Below are 14,935 nucleotides of genomic sequence, written 5' to 3'. Positions count from 1 at the left end.
CTTAAGGTATTAACTCATTAATTAGCAACGAATATTCTTTAACGTTAGCACGCTCCAAGACATCCGACTTGCCTTCCAACTCGCCGCTAGAAGTTACCACAGTTGCATCTTTCGATAAACGCGCGGTTAAAATAATTTGCTCAACACTCGATAAATTCAGGCCATCAACCATTGCGTTAGCATCACTTAACGTCACTGTTAGTGGAAAGCTATATTCTGTCATTTTTACCACAGCTAATGGCATTTGCGGACCACTGGCTGCTTTTGCAAAAACAAATAACGTGCCGTTTTGTGGCTGTGAGTCAGCAAGTGCTGGGTCCAAATCAACTGTGATGCTAATTTCACTGTTTGAAGCATCAGCTAGTTCTGTATTTGTGACTTGCTCATTATTTAAATGGGCATCAATTTCAGCAATACGCTCTGCAATCATGCTATAACGAGGGTCGTTTTGCTCCATGCTCGCTAGCAGTACTTCAAACGCGGTTTTAGCTTGCAGCCAATCTTTACGCTCGTAGGCAATTAGGGCCAACAATGAGATTGCATCAATATTGGTTGGCTCTGCTTTTAACACTTTTGAAAGCATAGTCGCAGCCTGAGACATGTTCGCGTCATTGCCTTCCATTAGCAGAACTTGCGAGTAGCTGATCAGCACTTGCTTGTTATCCGGATTCATTTTCAATACTTTATCAAATGACTGCTTTGCCATATCAAATTCATTTAACGACATTGCAACACGTCCAAGTAGCATCCAGGCTACTTCGTCATCACCACTTTGATCAAGTTTAGTACGCAGCGCTAATGCAAATGCTTGAAGTTCATTTGCAGTCAACGGCTCACCATTTTGCATCACAGCTCGCTCACCGTATGACTTTAGATTTGACATTGCATCATGCCAGCCTTTTATTTGCTGCTGACTGCCAGTGTAGCCATAGAAAATAGCTGTTAAAACGATTAAAAAGCCTGCTCCTGTTAAAGCAAATATACGGTTGTTACCTTTGCTGTTTAAGGCTTTTTCTGGTGATAACTCATTAAGTAAACGACGCTTTTGCTCAACAACTGCCTCGTCATGCATTTGTGCATCGATACGTTGATTTTCAAGATCGTCTTTAAGCTCATCTAAACGTTGGTAATAAATTCGGATCAATTCCGAGTTTGCATTGTGATCAAGGCGTTGAATACGTTCGCGTTTAAAAAACGGCACGACAACAAACAGCAATGCAATCAGTGTGAGTAAAACAAAAGAAGCCCACATTAATGCCATTTAGCTTTGCTCCTGACGTTGATTTTGTTCAATTAGTTTTGCAAGTAATTTCTCGTCTTGCTCAGTCCATGTTTGCTTCACTGATGCTTTACGCTGACGCAATACAATAAAGCCAAAGCCAAGCACCACAATGAGCACTGGTAATACCCAAAGCACAAGTGTTGCTGGAGTGACAGGCGGATCGTAATGAACGAAGTAACCATAGCGGTCAATCATATAGTCAATCACTTCGTCTTTTGTTTTGCCTTCTTTTACTAAGGCTAATACTTTATCGCGCAAGTCTTTGGCAACAACGGCGTCTGAGTCGGCAATATTCTGATTTTGACATTTAGGGCAGCGTAACTCTTTAGTTAATTCACTAAAACGCGTAGCTTGCTCTTTGTCATCGAACTGGTACTTGTCTTGCTCTGCAATTGCACTAAAGGCGATCAGCAAGCTTGCTAGAAGAATAACGAATCTCATTGCTGTAATTCCTGCATTAACGGTGCAAATTTAGCACGCCAAACACGTGGATTAATATCACCGGTGTGATGAAGCAAAATTGTGCCCTGCTTATCAACTAAAAACGTTTCAGGCGCACCAGATACCCCTAAGTCGAGGGCTAATGTACGCTTTAAATCCAAAATATTGAACTGATAAGGGTCGCCAGCGCGATTTAGCATGCTGGTTACATCTTCACGTAACGCATTAATATCAAACTGGCCATCAAAGTCAGGGTCATAACCTTGCTCGTAGTATAAGCCAATAATCTTAACGCCCTGCTCTCTAAGCTCTGTTAAATAACCTAACTCAGCTAAACAGGTCGGGCACCATGTGCCCCACACATTCAGCAGGTATACTTCGCCTTTGAGATCGGCATCAGTCCAACGCTTTGACTCATCCATCAAATCAGGTAGGTTAAATGTTGGCATAGTCTGACCAATACGCCCTGTTTGCAGCTCACGCGGGTTTGCAAACAAGCCTTGATATAAAAACACACACAACAAAACGAAAACCAATAATGGCGCTAGCGCTAACAATTTGCGGTTCATGCTGAAGCCTCCTGCTTAGTCGATTTCTGGCGATAGCGTTTATCACCAAGCACTAAAAAGCCTGCCAGTGAAATCAAGATGCCACCGAGCCACATCCAACGAACATACGGTTTATGGTAAATACGTAACGACCACGCACCTTGGCTTAATTGCTCACCTAGCGCTAGATACAAGTCACGGGTGAAGCCTGCATCAACAGCTGCTTCTGTCATAAACTGCATGCCAATGTCATAACGGCGTTTTTCAGCATGTAAAACCGTCACTTGTTTATCGTTTTTCAGCACGGTGACAACCCCAGCATGGCCACTGTAGTTAGCCCCGCGAATAGACTTAACACCGTCAAAGCGATACTGGTATTCATTTAAAGCCACTGTGTCACCCGGTTTCATTGATACATCACGCTCAACCGAGTAAGCAGAGGTTAACGTGACACCTGCAATTACAAACGCTAAACCAATATGACCTAAAACCATTGCCCAATAGCTTAGACCTAATCGCTTAAAGCCTTCACCTATGGTTTTATGAATAGTTACTTTTGCAGCTAAATCTATCAGTGTAGTAACAAAAATCCATACTGCTAATGCGGTTGCAATAAAGGTAATTGGCGTAATTACGTCGTAGCTTGAATATAACCATGCACCGGTAACAACCACACTGACCACAGCCGATAATAACAGCTTGTTCTGTAGCATTGACCACTTGTTTTGCTTCCAGCGTAACAGCGGACCTATCCCCATTAAGATAGCAAATGGCACGAGTAAAATAGCAAACATCTTATTGAAGAATGGTTCACCTATCGAGATGCTGCCTAAGCCAAGTTCTTTGTGGATCATTGGCAATAAAGTGCCCAGTAAAACAATCAGTGTTGCCACAACTAAGAAAATATTATTTAACCAAAGCGCTACTTCACGTGAAGCAAACTTATAGCGCCCCTCACTTTTAACCTGCGAAACACGCAGTGCATAAAGCGATAAACCACCGCCAACAACAATGGCCAAGAAAGCTAAAATAAACATGCCGCGATTAGGGTCTGACGCAAAAGCATGCACAGATACAATAATGCCCGAACGAACAATAAAGGTACCCAGTAAGCTTAACGAGAATGCTGCTATAGCTAGTAATACGGTCCAAGACTTAAATACACCACGTTTTTCTGTGGTTGATAATGAGTGCAACAACGCGGTTGCCACAAGCCAAGGCATTAGTGATGCGTTTTCAACGGGATCCCAGAACCACCAGCCACCCCAGCCGAGTTCTGAGTATGCCCACCAACTACCAATGGTAATACCGAGTGTTAAAAAGCCCCATGCAGTCATTGTCCAAGGACGAGACCACTTTGCCCAAGTATTATCGAGTTTGCCTGTAAGTAACGCCGCAATGGCGAATGAGAACGACACAGATAACCCAACATAGCCCATATAGAGCAATGGCGGGTGAATGATCATACCTGGGTCTTGCAGTAATGGGTTTAAATCGCGACCTTCAACAGGGAAATACGGTAATAAGCGCTCAAATGGACTCGACATTAACAAGGTGTACAGCATAAAGCCAACACCTAAAAAGCCTAGCACGCCCAGTACACGAGCACGTAATACCCAAGGTAATGATTGTGAACGCATAGCAACAACCGCTGTCCAACCTGCTTGCATCACTAACCAAAGTAAAATAGCTCCTTCATGGCCACCCCATGTTGAGGTTATTTTGTAGTACCAAGGTAAGGTGCTACTTGAGTGATAAGCAACATACGAAACGGTAAAGTCGTCGGTTAAACTGGCATAAATAAGTGCTGCAAAAGATAAAAGTACGAATACGAACTGACCAATTGCCAGTGATGGGGCTGCACGCATTAACCTTAAATTGCCGGTATGCGCGCCCCACAAAGGAAAAATACACAGTAGAACACTGAGCACCATGGCCAGTGTTAAAGAAAAATAACCGAGTTCTGGGATCATATTAATTGCCGTTATCTAAGTTATAGGTCGGTTTTTCGTGTTTGATACCCTTCACAGCTTCAGCAACTTCTGCTGGCATGTATTCTTCATCATGCTTTGCAAGTACCTCAAAGGCATCAATTTCATTCGCTTTCACTAACACGCCCTGTGCCACAATCCCTTGGCCTTCACGGAATAAGTCCGGCAAAATTCCTTGATAATTAATTGTCACCATAGGGCCCGTATCGATTAACTTAAAGCTTACCTTTAAGCTTGATTCGTCACGGACAACTGAGCCTGGCACAACCATGCCGCCGATACGTAGTTTTTGCCCAATATGCGGTTTTTCTTTATTAGGCCCTTTTCCATCAACCAATTCACTTGGTGTATAGAATAAATTAATGTTTTCTTGCAGTGCATACAGCACTAAACCAATCGTTGCACCCACACCAAAAATAATGGCTACAACCGCTAATAAACGCTTTTTACGTCTTGGATTCATTGCCCTGCCTCTTGCTTCGCTTTCTTAATGCGCTCTTCACGTTGTGCTTGCTGCTTTACTGAAGAGAAAATACGTTTTGTGTCGTTTAACGAACTAAATAAAATACCAAGTAAAATTAATGCACAGCTGCCAAATGACAGCCAAACATAAAAGCCATAGCCACCCATGGCAATAAAATCTGCAAAAGAATCAAACTGCATGATTAACCTCGCTCAAGCATATCACGCACCCAAGGGCGGTGCTTTTCACGTTGTAAAATTTCGTTCTTAAGACGTATTAACGTCACCGTACCGACGAACGCTGCGAATGCCACAATATTCACCATCAGTGGCCAAAACATGCTTGGGTCAATGGCTTTAGTATCAAACTTTGTAATGGTTGCACCTTGATGCAAGGTGTTCCACCACTCAACCGAGAAGTGAATAATCGGTAAATTGATCACCCCGACAATCGCTAAAATACAGGCTGCTCGACCCGCCGCTTTTTTATCTTCAAAAGCATGATAAAGCGATAACACACCAAGGTATAAAAATAACAGAATAAGCTCAGAGGTTAGGCGTGCATCCCACACCCACCAAGCGCCCCACATAGGTTTACCCCATGCAGCACCAGTAATTAATGCTATCGCTGTCACACATGCCCCAACAGGTGCAATTGCAATCACTGCGAGTTCTGCATTACGTAATTGCCATACTAGTGCGATCACTGCAGCAATCGCCATAGAAGAGTAAGCGCCCATAGATAAAATAGCTGAAGGCACATGGATAAAAATAATTCGGTAGCTGTCTTTTTGTTGGTAATCGGCTGGGGCGTAAGCAAGCCCCCAGACCCATCCAACAATCATACAGACCACCGTAACGACGGCGAAATAAGGCAGTAAGGTGTTACACAATTGGTAAGCACGATCTGCTTTTGCGTAGGGATGTAACCACTTCCACATATTAACTTACACTCACTTTCAATGCTGACGATATGGCAATTGGCGCCGCTATAATCGCTACGATTAGCATGGCACCAAGGATTGCAAGCTGTCCGCTATAGGCAAGCTCCATAGAGCTGGTATCGATAGCCGAGGTTGCAAAAATTAGTACAGGGATATACAAAGGCAAAACAAGTAAACTCATTAAAATGCCACCTTTTTGTAATCCCACAGTCAGTCCAGCACCAATTGCGCCAATGAAACTCAGCAATGGCGTCCCTAACAATAACGTCAGAACGGTTGCTAACAGCGCTGAACTTTCTAAATTCAATAATAAAGCAAATACCGGAGTCATAAGCACAAGAGGCAGCCCCGTAATCACCCAATGAGCCGCAACTTTAGCAAGAACGGTCAGTGGTAATGGGTATGCCGAAGCGATTAATTGCTCTAATGTTCCGTCGTGATAATCATCACGAAATAACTTATCTAAACCTAACATGGTCGAAAGTAATGCTGCGACCCAAATAATGCCTGGCGCCATACGAGCAAGTAGACCGGGCTCAGGGCCAATTGCTAACGGAAAAAGTGTAATTACAATAAGAAAAAACAAGATAGGGTTAACGATTTCAGCACGCTGACGAAACGCTAATTTAAGATCTTTAGAAAAAACTGCAGAGAATAGTTGCCAATACGAGTGCTGCTTTACCATCAGTGGCGATACTCCAAAGTCACTGTTTTAAGGTCACTAAAATGTGCCGTTAAATCTTGGTGGGTGGTTAATAAAATAGCTCCACCCGCATTAAGATGCTCAACAAATCGCTCTTGCAAAAACGCCACCCCACTTTTATCAAGCGCAGTAAAAGGCTCGTCTAATATCCACAGTTTGGCGTTATTTAACCAAAGACGAACCAATGCAACACGACGCTGTTGTCCTGCTGATAACATGCGCACAGGTACGTCTTCAAGACCCACTAGACCTATCTTAGCTAAGACCGGATATAAGTCTTGCTTGCTATCATAGCCGTTTATTTTCAGCCAAAAAGCAAGGTTTTCAAGTGCCGTAAGTTGACTATTTACACCTGTCTTATGACCGATAAATAATAACTCATCAGCAAATTCATCATAGTATTTTGCGATAGAACGTTGTTGCCATAATACCTCACCTTCATCAGGCATAGCGAAACCTGCGATAATACGCAATAATGATGTTTTACCAGCCCCATTTGGACCAGCTAACTGCATAATTTGCCCAGATTTTAAGCTGAAATTAAGATCCGCAAACAAACAACGATCTTGCTTGATGCAGGTGACGGCCTTAATGTGTAACAAGATGACGATTCTCTATACCCAAAATTAGGCGTTAGTCTACCATAATGATAGGGTAATACGAATATTGCTTTAAAACGATTAACTTATATTTGATCTAAAATAATGAATAAACAAAGCCAGTTGACTCTCAGCACCCAGCTTAATATTGACCCTAAAAGTATTAGCAGTGCTTCACAACATTCATCAAGCGAGGCATTAAAAATGCTCGCTGATCAGAGTCTAACTGCCCGTAATATCGTGATTAGCAAACACAGTGTGCAGATGGATGTATTAATCAACAATGCATGGCAAACATTGCGTTTATCTACTGAGCAAGAAAATCCCAAAACTGAACGATTCTTATCGGCAAACATCCAATTAAGTAATGATGGCAAAGGGCTCACTATTACACCTCTGCCTATCACAATTACACTGGGTAAAAGTCAGCAAATGCAAGCACTTCTTAACTTGTTCACACAGGGGAATGCAAATACAAACACGCCCTACCCGGCAACTATTGCCAGCAATCAGCCAATATTGCAACTGCCATCACTAAAAACAGAGTTTGCCCTTAACAATACCTTGGCAACACTGTTAAAAACTGAAGCGCCACTCAAAGCAATCTTGTTGCCAGCTACAAATCAGCAAAATAGTTTTAACTTAAACATCATTAATCGCTTTGGGGATTCACTGCATCAACAAAGTGTTAGCCAACAAAAAGTCGCTGATTTAGTCGCTAAACTAGTCCCAGAAATAGACTTAAAACTCACCGGCCAACAGCTACAATTGAGTTTAGCAACCAAACAAAATAGCGAGTTAACGCTGCCACTTGCAGCAATCCCCCCAAAACAAGCAAAACAAATTCAAGCGCATTGGCAATTTAATCCTCATACGCTAAAACTGCTATCACAGCGCGTAAAAGAGACCATTGAACTTGTCAACAAAGCGCCAATACAACATTTGTTATTAAAAAACTCACTCTCAGATACATTTACACATGCTCTTAAAAGCCAACCACTTGACAGTAAGACAACGCCTTTGGCTCCATCAAGTAGTAATGATTCACCAATACGCTCTTGGTTAAAAGACAGTTTTGCCGATTTGAAAACCCGTATTAGTGATGCAGTGCGTTACTTTGAGCGTTTACCAGCAACAACAAAATCAACAGCTAACTTATCTGTTAGTCAAACGCTGGGCGCAAGCAACAGTGTAAGCCAGCTAGGGTATAATGCTAAACAAATCAATATAATTAAGCTCGCGTCTTTAGACCCAAATTGGTCGAGGTTAATGACCTCTAACTCGCCTTTAAAACAACAGCCGGGCCCACTTTTGCCTACCATCAATAACAATGTGCAGTTGGCGGCCACAAAGTCTGCTGGCGAACAACCTATGTTGCCTGTCAGCTTTAATAAATCGGCGCCGCTAATTCAATTGTTTCAGCAACTTAAAGTAAGTCTTGAACCATTAATAAATACGCCCGCAATCAACGACAAAGCAGCACTCATTAATAGCGCTCAAATAACCGAAAAGCCTCCTACAACTGTAGCGGCAAATGCTATAAATAAGGCGAACTCTATACCCGCTCTAGCTTCAAACATCGCCACTAATATTGATAACGCAGTATCGAAAGACAATCCAGCGCTTGCAACTAAGGCGATTAAACAAACTGTGAGTGGTGATCAGTTGCAATCCTTAGCGAGAACAAAGGGTGCAATTACAGAGCAAACGGCAAATCATTTAAAAGTTAAAGCGGAACTGCCTGCATCAATAACAAACCAAGTTTCTTCTCTCGCTCCTTTTTTAGCAGCAAAAGAGCCTAATTTACGCCAACCCCTACTCGCTATTAGGCCTATTGAAGCTGCACTAATAGCCAAGTTAGTGCCAATGCCACAGAGTCAAAAGCCCACAAGCACGCCACTACCTTTGCAGTTAAGTGAAAAGTTAGTCGCTCTTAGTGAGCAAAGTACGTCTTCTTCTGTTGATCTAAATAGGTTAGTTAATCAAGCATTTAACCGCATGATTTCAAGTCAAAACATACACCCAGCAACGATCGAGCGTGAACTACTAAGTATACTTAGACCAACATCTTTAACACCACAAAACCAACAAGCAAGCTTTAATCAAGGTCTAGAGCAACTAGCAGTAACCGCTTTAGCTGCACCTATTATTAATCAGGCTCCCACTAATTTAAGCTTTAACAACCAAACAGGTCTTGATGCTTTATTGCAAGTGCTAGTACCCAATTTTAAAGCCATTAATGGCAGTAAGTTACTGGAGCAATTACAACAACCCAATTTGCAAGCCTTAGCGGGTGAGTTAAGCCAAGTAAAGAATACTCTCACTCAAGTACAAACGACGCCGATAAACCAACAGCAAGATAGTAACCCGCTTGCACAATTTTTCTTACCGATGAAACTTCCAGCAGAGGCAGGGCAAACAGAAATCAGCTTAGGCCAATATAAAAAGCCGAGCAAAAACAAGCTTGAAAGTAAAAATGTATGGTTTGTTAGGCTAAACTTTGACTATGCGCAGCTTGGTAAATTACAAGTTACCGCAGAGGTTATGGACACAGCGGTAGATTGCCAATTATTAGCCTCTTCACAAGAGGTCACGGCTCTTGCACATCCGCATTTAGAAACGCTGCGTCATAAACTAGCAAGCCATGGTCTAAATGTTGGTGAGCTTAATTTGCAACAAGGTACGCCAAGTCATCAAGCCTTTTACAAGTCACATGCGATTATTAACATCAAGGTCTAAATTTTATGAGCGAACAATATCAACATAAATCTGCTATTGGCCTACTCTACGAAGCGGGCAGTTCGCCACGAGTAACCAGTAAAGGCTTTGGTGAACTTGCTGACGAAATTGTTAAACTTGCCGAACAAAAAGGCATCTTAATACATCAAGACGCTGACTTAGCACAAACCTTATCGCACCTTGAGTTAGGTGAAGAAATACCAAAAGAGCTTTACTATGTCATTGCTGAATTAATTGCATTTTCGTATGTATTGCGTGGTAAATTTCCACCGGGTTGGCAAGATTTTCAGGGTAAGCTCAACATTCAAGCTTAGGGCTTAGAAGTGTTCCAATAAAAAAGCGCCTCATTGGGCAAGGCATTAACCATAAAGGGGGAATCAAAAAAAACTTCGATTTTTCGAAGTTTTTTTATACCTGTTGTATCTAAATCAAAGGGTCAAGGTCTGATGATTAGGAGGTTGGCAATTTGAATAACTTAAAGTAAATCCCCAAGTTTGATGGTCTATGAAAAAAGAATCAACTAAACCGCTAACACGGCATACCCTCGCCTCAAGAATGGTAGAGGCCTGCTATTGATTCTTTGACTAATGTTTGAAAATTTGTATTCCCAGCCAATGGGACAATGTATGAAGACTAGTTTATGGAGCAACTCTATTAATTAAGGCAGTTTTAAGGTAGCGCCTGCTGGGTTTATTTAACGAGATTATGGGTATCACTGCCCCTTATTTAGTGCCGACTTTAACTCTGACACTTTAGCGCGAGCGACAGGTATTTTCATATCACCTTCCATTAAACTGACATAATGGCGTCTCGACTCGACAGATATTTCAACAATTTGTTCAATACTCACGATAAAGCTGCGGTGCAAACGGGTAAATGCTGAGGTTGAAAGCTGAGATTCAAAGTCATCTAAAGTAGTGCCAGAAACAATGGTGGGCATACGGTGTAGATCAATCCCCGCCTGATTGAGGTGAATACAACGGTAGCGTCCAATACCCTCAATGTAAGTAATATGCCTTTGGTTAACCACCCGCATGGCTTTACCATCTGACAACACCAAACTGTCGCTTTGTCCTTTTTGTTCTTCAAGTGCCTCGAGCGCCATATTTTCCTGATGTAAAATTTTGTTGATGCACTTTTTAAGTACCGAAGGCCGAACCGGCTTCAATAAATAATCAATTGCTTTGGTATCAAAGGCTTCCAAAGCGTAGTGGTCGTAGGCGGTAACAAATACCAACTGATAGCTAATATCTTCCGTTACTTTCGCCACTTCAAAACCTGTTACTTCAGGCATTTCTATATCGAGAAAAACGATATCGGGTTTTTGTATGATAATCTCCTTGATGGCGTTTCGACCATCACCAATTTCAGCAATGATTTCCAGTTCATCGAAGGTATTAATAACCGATCTCAAATGATTAATGGCTGCTGGTTCATCATCGATCAACATAACACGTTTAACCGCTATCTTTAGTTCACTCACGGTTTGACTCCAAGGTTCGAACGGGAATACATACCTTAAATTCGCCACCTGTCTTGGTTGATTTCAAGCTCAATCCATAGTTGTTAACAAAGTGTAAGTCGAGCGTTTTGCGCAGAATTCTGAAGCCATCCCCTTCTTCGATACCTTTATCGTCAAATACTGGCCCCGTATCTTTGAAAACCACAACGAGGTTTTTGTCGGTAAGACTTGCTGATATCTTTACGTGGGCTTTTGCGGCGTAGGGAGCAACGGCATGTTTTATTGTATTTTCAACAACAGGTTGTAACAGTAGTGCAGGGATCTGTAATCGATGAGTGTCATGCGCGACCTCGATGTCGAAAGTAAGCCGATTTTTAAATCGTTTTTGTTGCAATGTCAGATATAAGTTCACCAACTTCATCTCTTCTGAAACCGTTGTGAAGCTTTGTTGCGCCATTTTCAAATACTTGCGAAGCAAATCAGCAAGGTCATACACTATTTCCTTGGCGTTGCCTGGATCGTCAGATATTTCCGAATTGATCAGATTTAAAGTATTAAATAAAAAGTGAGGATTACTCTGAGATCTGAGTACATTTAATTCTGATTCTTTCAGTGTCAGCACTGTAGAAAAAGCATTCGCCTGCTCGTCCAGTATTCGTAATACTATCAGATAAAGAGTAATTTCCAGAGTAATGATAAAAAGCCTGGGCACCTCGAGGGACTGGGTTGAGGGGAGGCCGTCAGGGTGTGTAAATACAGGTGCGAAGAATGAGGCAATGCCTACAATAATGAGAATGTGCAAAGCTAATTGACATACAAAACTGTCTTTACGAATAACTCTAGGGAGATACTCTTCCAGCAACTGGAAGACCAGAAATGTTAATCCGAAGATCACCCAAACTCGAATTGCAACAGTCCCAATGGTCTGAATATTGAATTTTTCATTGTCGTACATCACAGCAGCGACAAAAAGCAGATTTGTCAATGGCAAGATAATCAAAAACACAAGCTTTTGTAGCTGTTTTCGATTTATCTCTTGTTGCGCGTTTAGTGTGATTAATTTATCCAATACCATTTAGCCTTTGCGGGTTATCGTTAATGGCTCAATTATAAGTTTATATTTTGAGAATGAAATACAGCGTCTGTACTACTCATACGCATTAACGTACCGTTCATACATCACGGCGCACATTTGATGCACTTCGCCCAGCAGGATGGAAAAAGCTCTGTTAATTTCCGAACCAAATTCGATGTTCGTAATTGAATTTCGATTTATTTGAAATGAACAAAACAAGGTGACAGAGATGACAAACAAGGCAACTTTTCCACTGAGCTGTATTGCGCTTATCTTGGCAATCCAACTTACAGGCTGTGGTAGCGATGGTGATAACACCCCCCAAATCGACGATAGCGCAACCGACAACACCCCACCAGTAATTACTCTTATTGGTAATGAAAGTATTGAAGTTGTGTATAACGCCGTATTTGGTGACTTGGGTGCAGAAGCTCATGATGACACGGACGGTGCAATCACCGTAACATCGCAAGGAATCATCGATACAGGTATGCCCGGTACCTATGATCTGACATATACTGCAACAGATACCAGTGGTAACTCGTCGCAAGCGACAAGAACAGTAGTGGTGCTAGAAGATACCTCTCAAAGCGCAACCATTACCACACCACAAGCGCCGTTTTCGTTATTCTATGACGGTGTATTGAAAGGGGCAGACTATTGGTCCGAAGAGCCACAAATCTTGTCGGCGGGCATGGGCTTTGATGGCATTATCGGAATTGATGCCCCAGAATTAACGTTTGATTCTGTTCTTGAAGCGGGTGGTGCTTGGTCATCAGACATTAATTGTGGCACGGGCGCTCAAAACTACACTTCAACTTCAACGCTCGATCAAATTGCTGGAGCTTATATTAATCAGACGCCTTATGGAGAACTAAAAGACGGTGCTATCGGTCTTGATGGTTTGCCCATTGTGCTTAGTTGGCCGATTGATACCAGTACGCTAAGTCTGACCGATTTTCAATTTACATTAAACACGGGTGACATTGTAAGGCCATTGGCGATAGGCCCCTTACCTAACTTTGAAGACAATGAGCGAAATACACCGGTCGCTTTTGGAGAGTTTGGCAACAGATTACCAAGCGACCATCCTGATGCTCGCTTCCCGATTAAGCTCGAAATTGTTGAAGATGACACGCCATTGATGATGGTTGGTCCTGGCGGTCAAGTTGTCAGTGCCGTTGGGCTTACGTGGGAAACCGATTCCAGTCCGTATGATGAGAATAACGGTCCAAGATTAGTCGGCGCGAAGTTAAATCGCATCGAGGGACAAATGGATGGAGAAGGGATCAGTACACTACTACCAATAATTCCAGCCAATGACGCCACCGTCTTATACGATGAAGGTGATTTTATGCTGAGAATGTTAACCACAGGTGGTTTTTCACCTGATGGTGTAAGTGGTTTAAAACCGAACGAGTTTGAACGTTTCTTTCGAATTCATGCTAATGGTGTGGACGGCAACACGGTCATCATCGATAAAGTAGGAGAGGAATATGCTGTGCAGGGGGGCACGCTTAGAGTCGTTGGTATGTCTGATCTAGGTCAGCCTGAAGATAGCGAAGTTGTATTTGATGCTTGTTACAGTGAAGACAGAGATAACTATATCGACATCATTTTGGTTGGCGATGAAGAAGCTGCGAGGAACATTACCATACTTGAAATTCCAAGTTTAGAAGAAGGTTATTCAGCATTTTATAACCCTGGTGGTCCTGGTAGCACCCCTTTCGAAGGTGTGAGTTACACAGCCCCTGGCCCACGCGATCTTGAGCCTGTGATTATTGCCTTAGATGACCCAATGCGTGTGACTTACGTTCCAGGATCTGAGAACGTTGAAACTCCTGATAATCTAATGACTTTCCTATTTGAAGGTATTGAACGCGAATATTTGTTGAATATGTCTAGCAATTATACAGGCGATACTCCCGTGCCTTTATTGTTTGATTTTCACGGATTAAACGGCACAGCAGAGCAGCAAAATACTGACAGTCAGTTCAACCAGCTTGCTGAAACTGAAAACTTCATATTAGTCACTCCGCAAGCGATTGATGGCTGGAATGTGACTGGATTCCCGCAAAGTGGCAATGCCAATGACCTGGGTTTCATCGACGCCTTAATTAACGAGCTATCAACAACGTATAGCATCGATACCAATCGTATTTATGCGGTAGGCTTTTCATTAGGCGGCTTCTTTTCATTTGAATTGGCTTGCCAGTATAGCGACACATTCGCGGCAATCGCCCCGGTTTCTGGTGTGATGACGCCGAATATGGCTAACGACTGTCTGCCAGAGCGTCCAATCCCAATACTGCAAACTCACGGCACGGCAGACGATCAACTCCCTTATGCACAAGCTCAAACTGTCTTGCAGTGGTGGATTAACTTTAATCAAACGGATGTGGAACCGGCTATCACTGATTTAGAAGACACATTCCCTGATAATGGCACCACGGTTCAACGTTATGTGTATGGCAATGGAACCAACGGTGTATCTGTTGAGCATCTAAGAATTGAAGGTGGTCAGCATATATGGCCAGGTTCTGCGGGAGACAGCGATATTAATATTGCAGAAGAAATATGGTCTTTTTTAAGCAACTATGATTTAAACGGTAAAATTCCGGATTAAAGAAGTTGATATATTGGTGGTTCAATTTTGAATCACCAATAATATTAATCTTTCACCCAATAA

Annotated in this window: 14 protein-coding genes; 3 read left to right on the top strand and 11 right to left on the bottom strand. The window is 42.4% G+C overall.

All coding sequences use genetic code 11. The annotated features are described in order from the left end of the window. Position 1: 1 nt before the first annotated feature. From ccmI to ccmA, 9 genes are read right to left on the bottom strand one after another with little or no spacing between them, the layout of a single operon-like run. Entirely contained in the window at positions 2-1,261 is a 1,260-nt protein-coding gene (gene ccmI / locus E5N72_RS07505) for a c-type cytochrome biogenesis protein CcmI (RefSeq protein WP_135923894.1), read from the bottom strand. Continuing rightward, the gene (locus E5N72_RS07500; RefSeq protein WP_135923893.1) at positions 1,262-1,723 is read right to left on the bottom strand and encodes a cytochrome c-type biogenesis protein; all 462 of its coding nucleotides are present in this window, start codon (positions 1,721-1,723) and stop codon (positions 1,262-1,264) included. Then, positions 1,720-2,292: a DsbE family thiol:disulfide interchange protein gene (locus E5N72_RS07495; RefSeq protein WP_135923892.1), complete on the bottom strand. Its 573-nt coding sequence runs from the start codon at positions 2,290-2,292 to the stop codon at positions 1,720-1,722. The genes E5N72_RS07500 and E5N72_RS07495 overlap by 4 nt, the downstream gene beginning before the upstream one ends. Next, complete coding sequence (locus E5N72_RS07490) at positions 2,289-4,244, bottom strand: heme lyase CcmF/NrfE family subunit (RefSeq protein ID WP_135923891.1); 1,956 nt, start codon at positions 4,242-4,244, stop codon at positions 2,289-2,291. Before E5N72_RS07490 ends, E5N72_RS07495 begins: the two co-directional genes overlap by 4 nt. Position 4,245: 1 nt before the next feature. Then, complete coding sequence (gene ccmE, locus E5N72_RS07485; protein ID WP_135923890.1) at positions 4,246-4,725, bottom strand: cytochrome c maturation protein CcmE; 480 nt, start codon at positions 4,723-4,725, stop codon at positions 4,246-4,248. Continuing rightward, complete coding sequence (ccmD, locus tag E5N72_RS07480; protein ID WP_054553244.1) at positions 4,722-4,925, bottom strand: heme exporter protein CcmD; 204 nt, start codon at positions 4,923-4,925, stop codon at positions 4,722-4,724. The genes ccmE and ccmD overlap by 4 nt, the downstream gene beginning before the upstream one ends. Positions 4,926-4,927: 2 nt before the next feature. Then, positions 4,928-5,665: a heme ABC transporter permease gene (locus E5N72_RS07475; RefSeq protein ID WP_135923889.1), complete on the bottom strand. Its 738-nt coding sequence runs from the start codon at positions 5,663-5,665 to the stop codon at positions 4,928-4,930. Position 5,666: 1 nt separating this feature from the next. Further along, the gene (gene ccmB, locus E5N72_RS07470) at positions 5,667-6,353 is read right to left on the bottom strand and encodes a heme exporter protein CcmB (RefSeq protein ID WP_135923888.1); all 687 of its coding nucleotides are present in this window, start codon (positions 6,351-6,353) and stop codon (positions 5,667-5,669) included. Continuing rightward, positions 6,353-6,973 (bottom strand): cytochrome c biogenesis heme-transporting ATPase CcmA, encoded by a 621-nt coding sequence (gene ccmA, locus E5N72_RS07465; RefSeq protein ID WP_135923887.1) that lies wholly within the window; start codon positions 6,971-6,973, stop codon positions 6,353-6,355. The genes ccmB and ccmA overlap by 1 nt, the downstream gene beginning before the upstream one ends. 102 nt (positions 6,974-7,075) lie before the next feature. On the opposite strand from ccmA, the gene E5N72_RS20715 reads away from it, so the two are divergent. Continuing rightward, on the top strand, positions 7,076-9,709 hold the full coding sequence (locus E5N72_RS20715) for a flagellar hook-length control protein FliK (RefSeq protein ID WP_240704504.1): 2,634 nt from the start codon (positions 7,076-7,078) through the stop codon (positions 9,707-9,709). 5 nt (positions 9,710-9,714) lie between these two features. Further along, positions 9,715-10,023, top strand: coding sequence for an EscU/YscU/HrcU family type III secretion system export apparatus switch protein (locus tag E5N72_RS07455; RefSeq protein ID WP_135923886.1), 309 nt, complete (start codon positions 9,715-9,717; stop codon positions 10,021-10,023). A 398-nt stretch (positions 10,024-10,421) separates the two neighbouring features. Here the strand turns inward: E5N72_RS07455 and E5N72_RS07450 are convergent, their stop codons facing one another. Then, positions 10,422-11,192, bottom strand: coding sequence for a LytTR family DNA-binding domain-containing protein (locus tag E5N72_RS07450; RefSeq protein WP_135923885.1), 771 nt, complete (start codon positions 11,190-11,192; stop codon positions 10,422-10,424). Next, positions 11,185-12,240, bottom strand: coding sequence for a histidine kinase (locus tag E5N72_RS07445; protein ID WP_168246719.1), 1,056 nt, complete (start codon positions 12,238-12,240; stop codon positions 11,185-11,187). Before E5N72_RS07445 ends, E5N72_RS07450 begins: the two co-directional genes overlap by 8 nt. A gap of 235 nt (positions 12,241-12,475) precedes the next feature. On the opposite strand from E5N72_RS07445, the gene E5N72_RS07440 reads away from it, so the two are divergent. Beyond that, entirely contained in the window at positions 12,476-14,872 is a 2,397-nt protein-coding gene (locus E5N72_RS07440; RefSeq protein WP_135923883.1) for an immunoglobulin-like domain-containing protein, read from the top strand. Positions 14,873-14,935 lie beyond the last annotated feature (63 nt).

The sequence above is a fragment of the Pseudoalteromonas sp. MEBiC 03607 genome, assembly GCF_004792295.1.
Taxonomy (GTDB): domain Bacteria; phylum Pseudomonadota; class Gammaproteobacteria; order Enterobacterales; family Alteromonadaceae; genus Pseudoalteromonas; species Pseudoalteromonas lipolytica_C.
Note: the sequence above shows the minus strand (reverse complement) of the source record. Positions and strands in the feature narration are given on the sequence as shown.